This is a genomic window from Pseudomonas sp. (assembly GCF_049300855.1).
GTDB lineage: Bacteria > Pseudomonadota > Gammaproteobacteria > Pseudomonadales > Pseudomonadaceae > Aquipseudomonas.
In genome coordinates this window covers 362,045-379,252 of the sequence record NZ_JBAQKH010000026.1, presented here as the reverse complement: position 1 = coordinate 379,252, position 17,208 = coordinate 362,045, and the positions used below count along the sequence as shown (strand labels likewise).

The window sequence follows — 17,208 nt, the reverse complement described above, 5'->3', positions numbered from 1 at the left end:
CAGCGGGATGCAGGAGATAGGTGTGCTCAAGAAACTGGGAATCAAGGGTCGCGTCTTGTTGCTGACCCTGTTGCCGACCAGCCTGATGGCCTTGGTGCTGGGTGGTTATTTCACCTGGACGCAGCAGGCCGACTTGCAGACCCAATTGATGCAGCGCGGCGAAATGATCGCCGAGCAACTGGCGCCGCTGGTGGCACCCGCCATGGGCCATGGCGACAGCGACCTGCTCGAACGCATCGCCACCCAATCCCTCGAACAACCGGACGTGCGCGCAGTCACCTTTCTCGCGCCGGATCGTTCGCCGCTAGCCCACGCCGGCCCGACCATGCTCAATCAGGCGCCCAGCGGCGACAGCGCACACTTGCAACGGCGCAGTGGCAATGATGCGACGCGCTACCTGATGCCGGTCTTCGGCAAACACCGCAACCTCGCCGGCGAACTGATCCCGGCAGAATCCGAGCGCCTGCTCGGCTGGGTCGAACTGGAGCTGTCGCACAACGGCATGTTGCTGCGCGGTTATCGCAGTCTGTTCGCCAGCCTGCTGCTGATCGCCGCCGGTCTGGCCGGTGCCGCGCTGCTCGCGTTGCGCATGGGCCGCACCATCAACCGGCCGCTGAGCCAGATCAAACAAGCCGTCGCGCAACTCAAGGATGGCCACCTGGAAACCCGGCTGCCGCCGCTTGGCAGTCAGGAGCTGGATGAACTGGCGTCGGGCATCAACCGCATGGCCGGGACCCTGCAGAACGCCCGCGAAGAACTGCAGCACAGCGTCGATCAGGCCACCGAAGACGTCCGCCAGAATCTGGAAACCATCGAAATCCAGAACATCGAACTGGATCTGGCGCGCAAAGAGGCGCTGGAGGCCAGCCGGATCAAATCCGAATTCCTCGCCAACATGAGCCACGAGATCCGCACGCCGCTCAACGGCATTCTCGGCTTCACGCATCTATTGCAGAAAAGCGAACTGACCCCGCGCCAGCTCGACTATCTGGGCACCATCGAAAAATCCGCCGACAGCCTGTTGGGGATCATCAACGAGATCCTCGATTTCTCGAAAATCGAAGCCGGCAAACTGGTGCTCGACCACATTCCGTTCAACCTGCGCGACCTGTTGCAGGACACCCTGACCATCCTCGCCCCGGCCGCGCACGCCAAGCAGTTGGAACTGGTCAGCCTGGTCTACCGCGACACGCCGCTGTCGCTGGTCGGCGACCCGCTGCGCCTCAAGCAGATCCTCACCAACCTGGTCAGCAACGCGATCAAGTTCACCCGCGAGGGCACCATCGTCGCCCGCGCCATGCTTGAAGAGGAACATGAAGACAGCGTGCAACTGCGCATCAGCATTCAGGACACCGGCATCGGCCTGTCGAACCAGGATGTGCGCGCGTTGTTCCAGGCCTTCAGTCAGGCCGACAACTCGTTGTCACGTCAGCCCGGTGGCACTGGCCTGGGCCTGGTGATTTCCAAGCGCCTGATCGAGCAGATGGGTGGCGAGATCGGCGTCGACAGCACCCCCGGCGAAGGTTCGGAATTCTGGATCAGCCTGAGCCTGCCCAAGACCCGCGACGACGCCGAAGACCTGCCCTCGGCGCCATTGCTCGGACGCCGCGTCGCGGTACTGGAAAGCCATGAACTGGCGCGTCAGGCCTTGCAGCATCAACTGGAAGACTGTGGTCTCGACGTTACCACGTTCAATACCCTGGAAACCCTGACCAATGGCGTCACCGGTGCCCACCAGACCGATCAGGCGATTGACCTTGCGGTACTCGGCATCACCAGCAACGACATGCTTCCAGAGCGTTTGAACCAGCACATCTGGGACCTCGAACACCTCGGCTGCAAAGTGCTGGTGCTGTGCCCGACCACTGAGCAAACGCTGTTTCACCTGTCGGTGCCGAACCCACACAGCCAGTTGCAAGCCAAGCCGGCGTGCACGCGCAAGCTGCGCCGGGCGCTGTCGGATCTGGCCAACCCGCGCCAGCCGCGCAACGAGCCGGGCGAGCCATTGTCGAGTCGCGCGCCGAAAGTGCTGTGTGTCGACGACAACCCGGCCAACCTGCTGTTGGTGCAGACCCTGCTCGAAGACATGGGCGCCAAGGTTCTTGCGGTGGAAAGCGGTTACGCGGCGGTCAAAGCGGTGCAGAGCGAATCCTTCGACCTGGTCCTGATGGACGTACAGATGCCTGGCATGGACGGCCGCCAAAGCACCGAAACCATCCGCCAGTGGGAAAGCGAACGGCATAGCACGCCGCTGCCGATCGTTGCCCTCACCGCCCATGCCATGGCCAACGAGAAACGCGCGCTGCTGCAAAGCGGGATGGACGATTACCTGACCAAACCGATCAGCGAGCGGCAACTGGCGCAAGTGGTGCTGAAGTGGACCGGACTGGCCCTGCGCAATCAGGGACCGGAGCGAGTCAACGATAGCGCGATGGCCAGTAATGAACTGCCGGTGCTCGATCATGAAGAAGGTTTGCGTCTGGCCGCTGGCAAGGCGGATCTGGCGGCCGACATGCTGGCGATGCTCCTGGCGTCACTGGAAGCCGACCGCGAGGCGATTCGCGCGGCCAGCGAAAACCGCGACCAGAACGCCTTGATCGAACGCGTCCATCGCCTCCACGGCGCCACCCGCTACTGTGGCGTGCCGCAATTGCGCGCGGCCTGCCAACGCAGCGAAACCTTGCTCAAGCAAGGTGATCCCAAGGCAGTGGCGGCGCTGGAGGAACTGGAGCGGGCGATCAATCGCCTCGCGGCCCAGGCCAGAATCAGCGCCTGACCCACGACAATGCCGATGCGGCTGTCCCACGCTAAGGTAAGGGCGGGTCGTCCCTGACCTGCCACGTCGTTCAAGGAGACATTGATGCGCACCCTCGTTTTCAGCAGCCAGACCTACGACCGCGAAAGTTTTCTCGCCGCCGACTGCCCGGCCGACCTCGAACTGCACTTTCAGGCAGCCCGGCTCAGCGTCGACACCGCGGCACTGGCCGAACAACACGAAGTGGTCTGCGCCTTCATCAATGACGACCTCAGTGCTGCGGTCCTTGAACGTCTGGCCGCCGGCGGAACGCGGCTGATTGCCCTGCGTTCGGCCGGCTACAACCATGTCGATCTGGTGGCGGCAAAACGCCTTGGCTTGTCCGTCGTGCGCGTCCCGGCGTATTCGCCGCATGCCGTGGCCGAACACGCGGTGGCGCTGATCCTGGCACTCAATCGGCGCTTGCACCGCGCCTATAACCGCACGCGCGAAGGTGATTTCAGCCTGCACGGCCTGACCGGTTTCGATCTGGTCGGCAAAACCGTCGGCATTGTCGGCACCGGACAGATCGGTGCGACGTTCGCGAAAATCATGCACGGTTTCGGTTGTGAACTGCTGGCTTACGATCCCTTCCCCAATCCCGAGGTACTGGCCTTGGGCGCGCGTTACCTGAGCCTGCCGGAACTGCTCGCGCAGTCACGCATCATCAGCCTGCATTGCCCGCTCAATGAGCAGAGCAAACACCTGATCAACCGCGATTCACTGGCGCACATGCAGGCCGGCGCCATGCTCATCAACACCGGGCGCGGCGGTCTGGTGGACACCCCGGCACTGATCGACGCGCTGAAGGACGGTCAACTCGGCTATCTGGGTCTGGATGTGTATGAGGAAGAGGCGCAGCTGTTTTTCGAGGATCGTTCCGACCTGCCGTTGCAGGACGATGTGCTGGCGCGCCTGCTGACCTTTCCCAATGTGATCATCACCGCGCACCAGGCCTTTCTGACCCGTGAAGCACTCGGCGCGATCGCGGCGACCACCCTGCACAACATCGCGACCTGGGCGGCAGGGGCGCCGCAGAACCAGGTCGAGGGTTGAGGCTTACTTCGGTGACAGCGAGGTGGCCAGAATCAGCAGGGCCAACCAGCCGAAACCGAAAAAGCGCTGTTTCATCGAATGCCCGCTACGCAGCAGAAACCAGACGAATACCAACGGCATCAGAAACACCATGATCTTCAACCAGCCTTCAACCGGACGGCTGCCGTCGGCATTACCGGGCATCACCACCGGTTGCTCGGCCTGCTGGCGACGGCGCCGCCCTGCCGCTGCCGACAGCACTTTGGGCAGGGGTTCTGCCACGGGCGGCAAGGCAACCGCCTCCGGAACCGCCTTGTTGCGCGGCAGGCTGCCGAAAGAAATCGTCGACGCCTGAGCGGGAGCCGCTACAGCCTCTGCGTGTGCAGGCACCGCTCGCTCCGCCATTGGCGCCCCGCAATGAATGCACACCAGGGCCTGCGAGCTGATGCTCCGCTTGCATTCATAACATTCGATCAGCGCCATGTTCCGTTCCTTCAGATTCGAGGCCGGCAGTTTGCCATGAGCGTGCGTCGATTTGAACCGGATCGAAGGTCGCACGCGCGCATCATTCTGCAATCAAGCCCGTGCTAGCATGTCGCGCATATTTGGAGGACCCATGGTCGAACACGATTTCCGCTACACCCTGATGAACCCGCAACACACCCTCACCGAATGCCGCGCGCTCGTTCCGGGCCGCTATCAGGTCACCGGCAACGGTGGCTCGATTCGCATTGGTGACGCGCTGTTGGTCACCCTCAAAGGCAGCAAGGATTTGTCCATGCGCCTGACCGTTGAAACCGTCCGCCACCTGATCAACCCGCCGGGCCAATGGACCGCGATGACCACAGGCCCGGTGTTCGGTGAACTGGCAATCCACACCTGGCAGGTCAACTGCGACAGCTGCGCCAAAGAGCTGAGCTTTGAATTTGCCGTGGATGCCAAGCTGGGCAAAACCGCCGAAAAACCGGCCGCCACCGCGCGCATCGCCGAGCTGGGCTGGAAAGCCATCGGCGACAAGCACCTGTGCCCGAAATGCCAGGAGCCTGCGTGATGAAACGCCTTGCCCTGACCGCTTTGGTCAGTGTCGGTCTGGTCGGTTGCGCGGCGGAGCCTGTGCAACTGCAGCAGAACCGCAGTTACATTCTGGAGTGGATCGGCGAACGGCCATTGATGGATTACAGCCATCTGACCGTGACCCTGGGCGATGACGGCCGCGCCTACGGCAACGGTGGCTGCAACCATTGGTTCGCGCCTTACACGCTGGACGGTGACAAGCTGACTTTCGGTAAGATCGGCAAGACCCGCAAGCTGTGTGCACCGGCGCTGATGGAGCAGGAGCAACGCTTCTTGCAGGCGCTGGAACATGTCGAGCGCTGGGACATCTCGCCGATCGAGCAGATGCGCTTCTGGCCGGCTGAAGGCAAGCCGTTGCGTTGGTGGCTGGAAGAGGGTTAAGCCTCAGGATCGCCAAAGCCCTCACCCTAGCCCTCTCCCAAGGGGAGAGGGGACTGATTGGGGGATATTGGGGAAGTACACCGACCTGAACGGCCTATGCCGAATCCATAATCGACTGGATCTTTTAGGCAGTGAGTCTGCCAAAGCCCTCACCCTAGCCCTCTCCCACAGGGAGAGGGGACTGATTGGGGGATATTGGAGAGCTACGCCGACCTGATCCTGCTTTGGTGAATCCATAATCGACTGGATTTTTCAGGTCGATGGAGGATGCCAGACACCTCGGTCGGCTCCCTCTCCCCCTGGGAGAGGGCTGGGGTGAGGGGCTTTTGACGTTACTTGGTCGCCTGCAACGCCTCAAGCTTCGCCATCACCCCCGCCGCCGTCTGCTCGCCCATCAACTGCTCACGCACCTTGCCCTTGTTGTCGATGATGTACGTCACCGGCAGCGCTTCACTGCGTGGCAGTTCGAACAGTTCTGCCGGATCCTGCGCCAGCACGGTGAACTTGATGCCCAGTTTTTCACTGGCGTCCTTCAGTTCCACACCCTGCACGTTGTCAAAGTTGACCCCGAACACACCGACATTCTTGCTCTTGAGTTCATCAGCCAAGTGGTTGAGTTCCGGGATTTCCGTGCGGCACGGGCCGCACCATTCGGCCCAGTAATTGAGCACGACCCATTGTTTGTCCAAGCGCTCGGAGGCGACTTTCTGACCGTTCTGGTCAATGCCGTAATCATTGCCGCAGCCCCCCAGCATCAACGCCCCGATTACCGTCAATGCCGCTGCCAATCGCCGTGTCATGTCATGTTCCTTGTGAAAATTTGAAGGCGCCTGCGACCCATTGCCTCCGAAGGTTCTGGATTGCGCGCTGCACAGTTAGAATAGCCGCCACTTTACGCCAGAAGCGACCCGCCATGACCGATCTGACGCTTTATCATAATCCGCGCTGCTCGAAATCCCGCGGCGCGCTGGAACTTCTCGAAGCCCGCGGCCTGAGCCCAAACGTCGTGCGCTACCTCGAAACCCCGCTGAACGCGGGGCAAATCAAGGCCCTGCTCGGCAAGCTCGGGATCAGCGCGCGTCAGTTGCTGCGCACCGGGGAAGATGAATACAAAATGCTTCAGCTGGCGGACGAAAGCCTCAGCGAAGCGCAATTGATCGACGCCATCGCCGAGCATCCAAAACTGATGGAACGGCCCATTCTTGAAGTCGGCGACAAAGCCGTGATCGGTCGTCCCCCGGAAAATATTCTGGAGTTGTTGCCGTGAGCGCGCCGTACATTCTGGTGCTGTATTACAGCCGCAACGGCTCGACCAACGAGATGGCCCGGCAAATTGCGCGCGGCGTCGAACAGGCGGGGCTCGAAGCGCGCCTGCGCACGGTGCCGGCGATCTCCACCGAGTGCGAAGCGGTGGCGCCGGACATTCCGGACGACGGCGCGCTGTATGCCACGCTCGATGATCTGAAGAACTGTGCAGGTCTGGCCCTTGGCAGTCCGACACGATTCGGCAACATGGCCGCGCCGTTGAAATACTTCCTCGACGGCACCAGTAACCTTTGGCTGACCGGTGCTCTGGTGGGCAAGCCGGCCGGCGTGTTCACCTCTACCGCCAGCCTGCACGGCGGTCAGGAAACCACCCTGCTGTCGATGATGTTGCCGCTGTTGCACCACGGCATGCTCATCACCGGCCTGCCCTACAGTGAATCGGCGTTGCTGGAAACCCAGGGCGGCGGCACGCCTTACGGCGCCAGTCATCACGCTGGGGCGGACGGTAAAAAAGGCCTCGATCAGCACGAAGTCGCACTGTGCCGCGCGCTCGGTCTGCGCCTGGCCAAGACTGCGCAGAAGCTGGAGGGCTGACAGTGGCGAAGAAGCCGAAAGTCCTGCCCCCGGTCGAGTGGCTGGAGCCGCGCGTCAAAGCGATGCGGGTTGTCAGTCTGCTGAGTTTTTTCGCGCTGGCCGGATTGCTCGCCGCCTACTACCTGGTCTTCGCCGACCTGCACGGCGCACGGCCGTGGGTGATTCTGCTGGTCGAGCTGATCCCGTGGATCGTCCTCGCACCGGCGATGATCATGGGCAGCGCGCGCGGGCATTCGTGGATGTGTTTTGTGGTGAATCTGTACTTCATCAAAGGCGCACTGGCGGCGTATGACCCGAGCCGGCAGTTGTTTGGCGTGCTGGAGATGGTCGTGAGCCTGGCGGTGTTCTGCTCGGCGCTGCTGTATGTGCGCTGGCGCTATCAGTTGAATCGCAAACTGGCGGGTGAAGGCGAGATCTCCGTCGCCTGACAGATCGCCATCGCCGGCAAGCCAGCTCCCACAGAAATCTGCGTTGAACCACAATAGTGTGATTGACGGAAAAACCTGTGGGAGCTGGCTTGCCAGCGATTGGGGCAACCAGGTCTTAATGGTTGACGGTGTACGCGAGCATCATCGAAATCTGGCTCATCGCCCGCCCGCCGCTCTGCTCATGCCACTGGTTGAACACATCCTGCACAATCGCCAGATCGCGCTGGCTGGTCGGCACCTTGTCGACGATCTTTTGCGCATTCAGCGCCGCGACCACGTCGTAGCTCGGCACGAATGTGTCCTTGCCGACCATGCGCAAGAACCGTGGCGCCGACAGCCCGCCCAATTGATGGCCGTGCTTTTTCAGGTAAGTCCACAGACCGACGATATCGGTCACCGGCCAGTCGGCGATCAGTGCGCCGAAACTGCCCTTGTCTTTCTCCACATCGAGAATGAACTGCGCATTGCGCGGCACGCTTTTCAGCTTGCCCAGGTGGCGGATGATCCGCGCGTCCTGCATCAGCCGCTCAAGGTGTTCGGCGCTCATCAGCACGACTTTTTCCGGATCGAACTTGAAGAACACTTCTTCGAAGGCCGGCCACTTGGCGTCGACCAGACTGTGCTTGAGGCCGGCACGGAACACGCGCAGGGCCATGGTCGAGAGGTAGCGGTCGTCGCTGATCTTGCGCAGTTGCGCCGGGGTTTTGGGAACGGGCAGATGGGCTTCCAGTTCAGCCGCCGAACCGAAGCGGTTCAGACAGTATTCGTGCAGCCACTTGTAATCGCGCATGCCCTCTCCCGGGAATTGAAAATGAAATTTTACTTGTGAACACAAAATACTGTGGGAGCGAGCTTGCTCGCGAAAGCGGCCTGTCATTCAACATGGATGTCGGCTGACACAACGCCTTCGCGAGCAAGCTCGCTCCCACATGGATCGGGTTTACAGATTGACGACGTTGACGAAGCGCGAAGCCGCGGTCTCGTCGATCTTCAGGCTGGTGAAGTCGAACAGGTTGCGGTCGGCCAGTTGCGACGGGATCACGTTCTGCAGACTGCGGAAGATGCTTTCGGTTCGGCCCGGGGTCTTGCGCTCCCAGTCCTGAAGCATGTCCTTGACCACCTGACGTTGCAGGTTTTCCTGCGAACCGCAGAGGTTGCACGGGATGATCGGGAATTCTTTCAAATCCGAGTAAGCCTGGATGTCTTTCTCGTTGCAGTAGGCCAACGGACGGATCACCACGTTGCGCCCGTCATCGGCGCGCAGCTTCGGCGGCATCGCCTTGAGGCTGCCGTTGAAGAACATGTTGAGGAAGAACGTCTCGACGATGTCGTCACGGTGGTGACCGAGGGCCATTTTCGTCGCGCCGATTTCATCGGCGAAGGTGTACAGCGTGCCGCGACGCAGGCGCGAACACAGCGAGCAGGTGGTCTTGCCTTCCGGGATCAGCTCCTTGACCACCGAATAGGTGTCTTTCTCGACGATGTGATACTCGACGCCCAGTTCTTTCAGGTAGGCCGGCAGCACATGCTCGGGAAAGCCCGGCTGCTTCTGGTCCATGTTCACCGCGACGATCTCGAACTTGATCGGGGCAACCTTCTGCAGGTGCAGCAACACGTCGAGCATGGTGTAGCTGTCTTTGCCCCCGGACAGGCAGACCATGACCTTGTCGCCGTCTTCGATCATGTTGAAGTCGGCGACCGCTTCGCCGGCCAGGCGGCGCAGGCGCTTTTGCAGTTTGTTCTGGTTGACCGTAAGAGTGCCCATGACGCGAAATCCGTGAGGTGTGACGAAAGGCCGGCATTTTACGCAAAAACCCCGGGGTTGTGGGCACAGGTTGTCGTGGCCCAAGTCGGCATTCTTTACAGACCCCAAGGCGATTAAGCCCAGTGTTTACAGCGCGATTTGCTCTAAGCCCCTAATACCTGTGCGGTTAAGTCCTTTCTATACTGCGACATAAGGTCGCACACATCTATAGACCTGAATTTGCTCGGCCACCTTGGCCCGTAGGCGCTCCGTTGGGGGGCGATGGCAATAACAAGAGGAGTGACTGGCATGATCCATCACGTAGTGGGACTTTTTACCCACCCCGATCAGGAATGGAAGGAAATCCGTGGCGACCAAGAGGAAAGCATCAGCCACATGTACCTCACCCACACGCTGATTCTGGCGGCGATCCCCGCTGTCTCGGCGTTTATCGGCACTACTCAGGTCGGCTGGGTGATCGGCAACCGCGCACCGGTGATGCTCACCGTCGAAAGCGCGATCTGGATGACGGTCATGTCGTATCTGGCGATGCTCGGCGGGGTCGCGGTCATGGGCGCCTTCGTGCACTGGATGGCCCGCACCTACGACGCCAACCCGAGTCTGGCCCGTTGCGTGGCGTTTGCCACCTACACCGCGACACCGTTATTCGTCGGTGGGCTGGCGGCGTTGTATCCGCATATGTGGCTGGGCATGATCGTCGGCACGGCGGCCATCTGCTACACGGTTTACCTGTTGTATGTGGGGCTGCCGACGTTCATGAATATTCCGTCGGATGAAGGTTTCCTGTTTTCCAGTTCGGTGCTGGCGGTGGGTCTGGTGGTGCTGGTCGCCATCATGGCGTTCACCGTGATTGTCTGGGGGCTGGGCGTAGGCCCTGTCTATACCAACTGACGTGCCGAGAAAAACCGGATCTGCCCACTCAGGCCGCCGCAAGGCGGCCTTCTCATTAGGAGGATGACCATTCGGCAGCTCGGCGATTCGCAACGCGCCAACGTTGCGGCATACTCGACGCCTCTGGAGATCCATCAAGCATGCCCGAGCAACTCAATACCCGCGTCGAAGACTGTTACCAACTCGCAGAATCCTTTTTCAAACGTTCTTTTCCACGCCCTGTCGTCAGCCTCAAGCTGCGCGGGCAAAAAGCCGGTGTCGCGCATCTGCACGAAAACCTGCTGCGCTTCAACCCGCAGTTGTACCGGGAAAACAGCGAACACTTCCTCAAGCAAACCGTGGCCCATGAAGTCGCGCACTTGATCGCCCATCAGTTGTTTGGCGAGCGCATTCAGCCCCACGGCGAAGAGTGGCAACTGATCATGCGCGGGGTTTACGAACTGCCGCCGGATCGCTGCCACACCTATGCAATCAAGCGCCGCAGCGTGACCCGCTATATCTACAAATGCCCGTGTGCCGACAGTGATTTTCCGTTTTCGGCACAGCGCCATAGCCTGGTGCGCCAAGGGCGGCGGTATTTGTGTCGGCGCTGCCGCAATACCTTGGTGTTCAGTGGCGAGATGCGCGTCGAATAGTCAGTCTTCTATTGCCTGTTGTGGCCTCTTCGCGAGCAAGCTCGCTCCCACCTTGGAATGCATTCTCCTGTGGGAGCGAGCTTGCTCGCGAAAGGGTCGGTACAGGCACTAAAGAATCACTTTGGATGAACGCAATTCAGCAATCCGCGCAGTACTAAACCCCAACTCCGCCAACACCTGATCCGTATGCTGCCCCAACGCCGCGCCAACATGCCGCGGCGCCGGCAACGCCTCGGAAAATTTCAACGGACAGGCCATCTGCGCCTGCGTCGTGCCATCCCCGCGCGGCACCTGCTTCACCAGTTCGCGCGCCTGCAACTGCGGATGGCGTACCGCCTCACCCAGATTCAATACCGGTTCGACACATGCATCGATCCCGGCAAACATTTCGCACAGCTCGGCAAAATCATGTTTTTCAAACTCGACCGTCAGCGCGTATTTCAATGCCCGCTGCTGTTCGGGTTTGGGCGACAAACCCTGTGCCGCCAACTCCGGCCGGCCCAACGCCGTACACAGTTGCTGCATGAACCCGGGCTCCAGACTGCCCACCGACATCCAGCGGCCATCGCGAGAGCGGTAGTAGTCGTAAAAGCTGCCACCGTTAAGCATCTGATCTTCCCATTCCGGCTCCTCGCCGCAGGCCAGATAGCCGGCCCCCGCCATGGCATTCAGGCTGAACGCGCAATCGGTCATGCTCACGTCCAGATGCGTGCCCTGGCCGGTCTGTTGACGCGAAATCACCGCCGCCAGCAGGCCAATCACCCCGTGCAACGAACCACCCGCCACGTCAGCCACTTGCATGCCCAACGGCAACGGCCCGCTGTCGGCGCGACCGGTGTAGCTGGCCAGCCCCGCCAGCGCCAGATAGTTGATGTCATGCCCGGCGCGATCCTTGTACGGCCCGGTCTGGCCGTAACCGGTAATCGACACGTAAATCAGCTTCGGGTTGATCGCCTTCAACGCTTCATAGCCCAAACCCAATCGCTCCATCACGCCGGGGCGAAACTGCTCGAGGACGATGTCGTAATCGGCCAGCAGTTGCCTGACCACGTCCAGCGCCTCGGGCTGCTTGAGGTCCAGCGCCAGGCTGCGCTTGTTGCGATTCAGATAAGCGTGACTGGCGGACATCCCGCCATCGTGCGGCGGCAGCACCCGCAGCAGATCCAGGCGCGTCGGCGATTCGATACGCAGCACTTCGGCGCCCATGTCCGCCAGCAACAACGAGGCGAAAGGACCCGGCAACAGCGTCGAGAAATCGAGGATCTTCAGTGAGGCCAGCGGTGCGGACATGGGCGAACTCCTTGGGCGATGCACTCAGCCTAGGCAGCGATGCCGCGCACGGCAATCACCGTAAATGTCAGCGGGTGTGACCGTTACGCTCAAACAGCAGGCAAGAAAAAACCCGCCGAAGCGGGTTTTTCATGAAGCGAGGGTTACTTGACGCTGCTAGGCGTTGGGCCTTCAGCCACACCCAGGTCATCTTCCGGACGGGTATCAGCGATACCACGACCGCCCGAGGCCAGCTCGGTTTGCAGCGTGTCGGTGTCCAGCTCTTTCACCCACTTGGCAACCACGATGGTCGCTACCGCGTTACCAACGAGGTTGGTCAGGGCGCGTGCTTCGGACATGAAGCGGTCGATACCGAGGATCAGCGCCAGACCGGCCACCGGCAGGTGACCTACTGCCGACAGGGTCGCTGCCAACACGATAAAGCCCGAACCGGTCACACCGGCTGCGCCTTTGGAGGACAGCAGCAACACCACCAGCAGAGTGATCTGGTGAGTGATGTCCATGTGCGTGTCAGTGGCCTGAGCAATGAACACAGCAGCCATGGTCAGGTAGATCGCAGTACCGTCGAGGTTGAACGAGTAACCGGTCGGGATTACCAGACCCACTACCGATTTCTTCGCGCCCAGACGCTCCATCTTGATCAGCATGCGTGGCAGTACCGACTCCGACGACGAGGTGCCGAGTACGATCAGCAGCTCTTCACGGATGTAACGGATCATCTTCAGCACGCTAAAGCCGTGCATGCGCGCGATACCGCCGAGCACGATCAGGATGAATGCCAGGCAGGTGATGTAGAAGCAGATCATCAGTTGACCCAGCTGCACCAGCGAACCAACACCGTAGGCACCGATGGTGAACGCCATGGCACCGAAGGCACCGATTGGCGCGAGCTTCATGATCATGTTGATGATGTTGAACATCACGTGGGCGAAGCGATCGATGAAGTCGAGGATCGGCTTGCCGTAGGCACCCAGGCGATGCAGGGCGAAACCGAAGATCACCGAGAACATCAGCACTTGCAGGATGTCACCGGTGGCGAACGCGCCGACGATGGTGGTCGGGATCACGTTGAGCAGGAAGCCGACAACGCTCTGGTCAGCGCCAGCCGCTACATAAGAAGCGACTTTCGAGGCGTCAAGGGTGGCGACGTCGATGTGCATGCCGGCGCCCGGTTGCACAACGTTGACCACAACCAGACCGACCAGCAAAGCGATGGTCGAAACGATTTCGAAGTACAGGAGTGCGTAACCACCGGTCTTGCCGACCGACTTCATGTTCTGCATGCCGGCGATGCCGCTGACCACGGTGCAGAAGATGATGGGGGCGATGATCATTTTGATCAGTTTGATGAACCCGTCACCCAGCGGCTTTACGGCCACACCGAACTGCGGGTAGTAGTGACCGAGCGCGATACCGATAACGATTGCGACGATCACCTGTAAATACAGGGATTTGTACAGTGGCTGACGAGTCGTCATTGCAAGTTTCCTCAAGAGCCTCGCGTGGCAACATCCATCTGTTGGCCGCGAAACCTGAATTGCGAACCCTCCTGCACTGGAGGGATTTGTTGTTGGAGCGGCGTTTTCCGGTCGGGACAAACGCACGCTTCTGTCGCTCTTATCGCAAACGTCGTGCCACTTTGGTGCATTTCGCTGCAAGCCTTTTGATATCAGGGGCTGCAGGCTTCTTCAGTGTCACCGTCCGGTGACTTGAGTGTGGCGGATTTCCGCCAACTCGCCGCTTCTCGTCCTACAATTTGGCGGATTTCCGCCTTGTTGCACCTGTCGCCCACGGCTACCATCCAGCGCCTGAGGAAGGATCTGCCGCTTATGCGCGAACGCACCATTGCCAGTCATTTCGCCCGTGCCGCCCTCGGTGGCGCACGCCGCCTGGGCTTTGACTATTCGGACTTGCTGCTGCAACTGGGCATCAGCCCGGAGTTGCTTGACGAGCCCCGCGCGCGCATCGCCCCGGAGCAGTTCACGCAACTGCTCCAGAGCCTGTGGCTGGCGCTGGACGACGAATACCTCGGTTTCGGCAACGCCCCGAGCAAGCCCGGCAGTTTCGCGATGATGTGCCATGCCTCGATTCACTGCCGCAATCTGGAGAAGGCACTGCAACGCGGTTTATTGTTTTATAGCCTATTCCCCGCAGCCCCGCGCCTGACCCTGACGCGCGAAGACGAATGGGCGCGTTTGAGCCTCGACGATTCGTCATTCTGGGATCCGGATCACTTTCTCACCGAAAGCCTGCTGGTGATCTGGCATCGTTTGGGCAGTTGGCTGATCGGCCAGCGGATTCGTCTCGAACACGCGACTTTCAGCTACGCCAAACCCGCGCATGGTGCGGAATACGACTTGCTGTTCCCCTGCCCCCTGACCTTCGGCACCGAGCAGAGCAGCCTGCTGTTTCACAGTCGCTACCTGCACATGCCGCTGTTGCAGGACGAACGCACGCTCAAACATTTCCTCGAACGCTCCCCCGCCGACCTGCTCTCACGCCCGGACGACGGCGACAGCCTGAGCAGTCGCCTGCGCCGTTTGCTCAGTCGCGACACTGCGCGCTGGCCGGATCTGGAAGCGGTGGCGGCGCACTTGCACATCAGCCCGCAGACCCTGCGCCGGCACTTGCGTGAGGAAGGCACGAGTTTTCAGGAGTTGAAGGATCAACTGCGGCGGGATATCGCCATCTACCATCTGGGCCGGGCGGATCTGTCGTTGCAACAGATCGCCGAGCAGTTGGGGTTTTCCGAACCGTCGGCGTTTCATCGGGCGTTCAAGAAGTGGACGGGGCTGACGCCGGGGGCTTATCGGGCGCAGGAGCATTGAGGCAGCACATCAAAAGCCCCTCACCCTAACCCTCTCCCGGGGGGAGAGGGGACTGAATGGGGGATGCTCGATAGATACGCCGACCTGAAACTTCGCTGTTGAATCCATAATCGACTGGCTATTTCAGGTCGATGTATAACGCCAGACACCTCGGTCGGCCCCCTCTCCCTCTGGGAGAGGGCTGGGGTGAGGGCATTCCCGATCACACCGCAGGAAAATGAATCCTGAACGCCGCCCCGCCCATCGGTGAATCACCCAAGGCCAGTTTGGCGCTGTAGCTTTCAATAATGTCCTTGACCACCGCCAACCCGATCCCCTGACCCGGATGCTGGGCATCCAGCCTTTCACCGCGCTCCAGAATCCGCGCACGCTGATCCGGCGGCACGCCCGGGCCGTCGTCTTCCACACACAATTCCACCCCGGCCAGGGTCTCGCGTACGCTGATGCGCACTTCGCCCAGGCACAAGCGATAGGCGTTTTCCAGCAGGTTGCCCATCATCTCCAGTAACGCGCCCTGTTCGATCGGCACATAGCAATGCTCGGGCAGATCAAACGCCACGCGCACACGCTTGTCGCGGTAGACCTTGTCGAGGGTGTCGCAGAGGCTTTTCAGTACCGGTTGCAGGCGCACCTGATGGCGCACCAGACCGCTTTTGCGCAGGCTCGCGCGTTGTAGCTGGTAGCTGATCTGCTGGCTCATACGTTCGATCTGGCTTTGCAGCACCCAGGCCTGATCGCGTTCTTCGGGACGTTGAGCCATGTCTTCGCTGACGCCTTGTAACACCGCCAACGGCGTTTTCAGGCTGTGCGCCAAGTCATCGAGGGAATCGCGATAACGGCTGCGCTGTTGCCGTTCGCTGTGCAGCAAACGGTTGAGCGAGCCGGTCAGGCGCAGCAATTCACGCGGGTGTTGTTCGGTGAGGCTTTCGCGGGTGCCGCCTTCGATCTGGTCGAGTTCCTGACTGAGTTGGCGCAGGGCTTTGAGGCCCCAGGTCAGACCGATCCACAACAACGCCAACAGCACGAGCAATGCCGCGCCGAAGCCCAGATAGAGATTCTCGCGCAGGCCTTCAAGGGTGGTTTCGTACTCGCGCACCGGTTGCAAGGCGACGATGCTGAACGCTGCGCTTTTGCCGCCGAGCAGTTTGACCTCGACGTCGTAAACGAAGAACTCCTGACCGTTGGCTTCGCGGATCCGCGCGAACTCGTTGCCGAGGCCGTCGTAACGCGGTTTGTAGTTGATCTGCTCTTCCTGGGTGGCTTTCGAACGCCACACCAAGTGCCCTTCGCGGTCGTAGATGTAGCCGAGCAAACGGAAGTCGGTGAGATTGAAGCGCTCATCCGGCAGTTGCGTCGGCATCACCAGCCGACCGTTTTCAATGCGCGCGGCCGAGATCAGTGTGGTCACGTCAGAGGCCAGGCGCTGCTCGATCGAGTCCTGCAAGGCGAGACTGAACGCGCCTTGCATCGCCGGCAGCAAGGCAAGCATGAACAACACCGCCAACGTGGTGGCGGCGAGCATCAGGCGAACACGAAGCGAACGAATCAAGTGCAGCGCTCATTGAACAGGTAGCCGAGGCCGCGCACGGTGTCGATCGGCTTGAACCCGGCCGGGCCTTCGAGTTTGCGGCGCAGGCGGCCGACCAGCACTTCAATCACGTTCGGATCGCGCTCGTCGTCGTCCGGGTAGAGCTGCTCCATCAAGCGATCCTTGGGCACCACTTGTTGGTGATGGCGCATGAGGTATTCGAGGATGCGATATTCGTAGGCGGTCAGCGCCAGCGGTTGTTCGTCGAGGGTCGCCTGTTTGCGATTGAGGTCGAGCAGCAGCGGACCGGCGACGATGGTCGACTGGGTGAAACCGCTGGAGCGGCGCAGCAAGGCATTCAGGCGCGCGTCGAGTTCTTCGAACTGGAACGGCTTGACCACGTAATCGTCGGCGCCGGCGGCGAGGCCTTCGACCTTGTCCTGCCAGTTGCCGCGCGCGGTGAGGATCAGAATCGGGAAGGTCTTGCCGCCCGAGCGCAACTGGCGGATCAGGTCGAGCCCGCCCATGCCAGGCAGGCCGAGATCGATCACCGCCAGGTCAAAGTTGAACTGCCCGGTCTGGTACAGCGCCTCTTCGGCATTGGCCACGGACTCGACCACGTGACCGCTCTCCGTGAGGCGGGTTTGCAGGTGATGGCGCAACAGCGCTTCATCTTCGACGACCAACAGTTTCATGACC

The 17,208-nt window shown here is 60.8% G+C and carries 18 protein-coding genes; 10 read left to right on the top strand and 8 right to left on the bottom strand.

From position 1 onward, the window contains the following. The first annotated feature begins 22 nt into the window (after positions 1 to 22). Together WA225_RS11315 and WA225_RS11310 are read left to right on the top strand one after the other, a co-directional pair. Positions 23 to 2,776, top strand: coding sequence for a response regulator (locus tag WA225_RS11315; protein WP_422608215.1), 2,754 nt, complete (start codon positions 23 to 25; stop codon positions 2,774 to 2,776). 84 nt (positions 2,777 to 2,860) lie between these two features. Beyond that, positions 2,861 to 3,850: a 2-hydroxyacid dehydrogenase gene (locus WA225_RS11310; protein ID WP_422607973.1), complete on the top strand. Its 990-nt coding sequence runs from the start codon at positions 2,861 to 2,863 to the stop codon at positions 3,848 to 3,850. 3 nt (positions 3,851 to 3,853) lie between these two features. Here WA225_RS11310 and WA225_RS11305 read toward each other — a convergent pair whose 3' ends face one another. Continuing rightward, positions 3,854 to 4,312, bottom strand: a complete 459-nt coding sequence (locus tag WA225_RS11305) for a hypothetical protein (protein WP_422607972.1) — start codon at positions 4,310 to 4,312, stop codon at positions 3,854 to 3,856. Between the two features lie 133 nt (positions 4,313 to 4,445). Between WA225_RS11305 and WA225_RS11300 the strand changes: the two genes are divergently transcribed. Next, entirely contained in the window at positions 4,446 to 4,880 is a 435-nt protein-coding gene (locus WA225_RS11300) for a hypothetical protein (protein ID WP_422607971.1), read from the top strand. Next, positions 4,880 to 5,284: an META domain-containing protein gene (locus WA225_RS11295; protein WP_129396164.1), complete on the top strand. Its 405-nt coding sequence runs from the start codon at positions 4,880 to 4,882 to the stop codon at positions 5,282 to 5,284. The genes WA225_RS11300 and WA225_RS11295 overlap by 1 nt, the downstream gene beginning before the upstream one ends. 332 nt (positions 5,285 to 5,616) lie before the next feature. Here WA225_RS11295 and WA225_RS11290 read toward each other — a convergent pair whose 3' ends face one another. After that, positions 5,617 to 6,084 carry a TlpA disulfide reductase family protein gene (locus WA225_RS11290; RefSeq protein ID WP_160059061.1) on the bottom strand — a complete coding sequence of 156 codons (468 nt, stop codon included), beginning with the start codon at positions 6,082 to 6,084 and terminating at the stop codon, positions 5,617 to 5,619. Positions 6,085 to 6,197: 113 nt separating this feature from the next. Between WA225_RS11290 and arsC the strand changes: the two genes are divergently transcribed. The 3 genes from arsC to WA225_RS11275 are packed head-to-tail and all read left to right on the top strand — an operon-like array spanning position 6,198 to position 7,572. After that, a complete protein-coding gene (gene arsC / locus WA225_RS11285; protein ID WP_422607970.1) occupies positions 6,198 to 6,551 on the top strand; it encodes an arsenate reductase (glutaredoxin) in 354 nt (117 codons plus the stop codon). Further along, positions 6,548 to 7,144: an NAD(P)H:quinone oxidoreductase gene (wrbA, locus tag WA225_RS11280; protein WP_422607969.1), complete on the top strand. Its 597-nt coding sequence runs from the start codon at positions 6,548 to 6,550 to the stop codon at positions 7,142 to 7,144. The genes arsC and wrbA overlap by 4 nt, the downstream gene beginning before the upstream one ends. Before the next feature lie 2 nt (positions 7,145 to 7,146). Further along, positions 7,147 to 7,572, top strand: coding sequence for a DUF2069 domain-containing protein (locus tag WA225_RS11275; RefSeq protein WP_422607968.1), 426 nt, complete (start codon positions 7,147 to 7,149; stop codon positions 7,570 to 7,572). A 115-nt stretch (positions 7,573 to 7,687) separates the two neighbouring features. Here the strand turns inward: WA225_RS11275 and WA225_RS11270 are convergent, their stop codons facing one another. Together WA225_RS11270 and ttcA are read right to left on the bottom strand one after the other, a co-directional pair. Continuing rightward, the gene (locus tag WA225_RS11270; protein ID WP_283439146.1) at positions 7,688 to 8,362 is read right to left on the bottom strand and encodes a DNA-3-methyladenine glycosylase I; all 675 of its coding nucleotides are present in this window, start codon (positions 8,360 to 8,362) and stop codon (positions 7,688 to 7,690) included. Between the two features lie 150 nt (positions 8,363 to 8,512). Further along, positions 8,513 to 9,337 (bottom strand): tRNA 2-thiocytidine(32) synthetase TtcA, encoded by an 825-nt coding sequence (gene ttcA / locus WA225_RS11265; RefSeq protein WP_008079181.1) that lies wholly within the window; start codon positions 9,335 to 9,337, stop codon positions 8,513 to 8,515. 288 nt (positions 9,338 to 9,625) lie between these two features. Between ttcA and WA225_RS11260 the strand changes: the two genes are divergently transcribed. Both WA225_RS11260 and WA225_RS11255 read left to right on the top strand, forming a co-directional pair. Next, positions 9,626 to 10,228, top strand: coding sequence for a Yip1 family protein (locus WA225_RS11260; protein ID WP_007917515.1), 603 nt, complete (start codon positions 9,626 to 9,628; stop codon positions 10,226 to 10,228). A 140-nt stretch (positions 10,229 to 10,368) separates the two neighbouring features. Further along, on the top strand, positions 10,369 to 10,863 hold the full coding sequence (locus WA225_RS11255; protein WP_422607967.1) for a SprT family zinc-dependent metalloprotease: 495 nt from the start codon (positions 10,369 to 10,371) through the stop codon (positions 10,861 to 10,863). Between the two features lie 108 nt (positions 10,864 to 10,971). Here the strand turns inward: WA225_RS11255 and WA225_RS11250 are convergent, their stop codons facing one another. Together WA225_RS11250 and WA225_RS11245 are read right to left on the bottom strand one after the other, a co-directional pair. Then, positions 10,972 to 12,153, bottom strand: a complete 1,182-nt coding sequence (locus WA225_RS11250; RefSeq protein ID WP_422607966.1) for a CaiB/BaiF CoA transferase family protein — start codon at positions 12,151 to 12,153, stop codon at positions 10,972 to 10,974. Positions 12,154 to 12,296: 143 nt separating this feature from the next. Further along, complete coding sequence (locus tag WA225_RS11245) at positions 12,297 to 13,631, bottom strand: dicarboxylate/amino acid:cation symporter (protein WP_422607965.1); 1,335 nt, start codon at positions 13,629 to 13,631, stop codon at positions 12,297 to 12,299. Between the two features lie 351 nt (positions 13,632 to 13,982). On the opposite strand from WA225_RS11245, the gene WA225_RS11240 reads away from it, so the two are divergent. Next, complete coding sequence (locus WA225_RS11240; RefSeq protein ID WP_422607964.1) at positions 13,983 to 14,981, top strand: AraC family transcriptional regulator; 999 nt, start codon at positions 13,983 to 13,985, stop codon at positions 14,979 to 14,981. Positions 14,982 to 15,183: 202 nt separating this feature from the next. Here WA225_RS11240 and WA225_RS11235 read toward each other — a convergent pair whose 3' ends face one another. Further along, the gene (locus WA225_RS11235) at positions 15,184 to 16,530 is read right to left on the bottom strand and encodes an ATP-binding protein (RefSeq protein ID WP_422607963.1); all 1,347 of its coding nucleotides are present in this window, start codon (positions 16,528 to 16,530) and stop codon (positions 15,184 to 15,186) included. Beyond that, on the bottom strand, positions 16,527 to 17,204 hold the full coding sequence (locus WA225_RS11230; protein ID WP_008079190.1) for a response regulator transcription factor: 678 nt from the start codon (positions 17,202 to 17,204) through the stop codon (positions 16,527 to 16,529). Before WA225_RS11230 ends, WA225_RS11235 begins: the two co-directional genes overlap by 4 nt. Positions 17,205 to 17,208 lie beyond the last annotated feature (4 nt).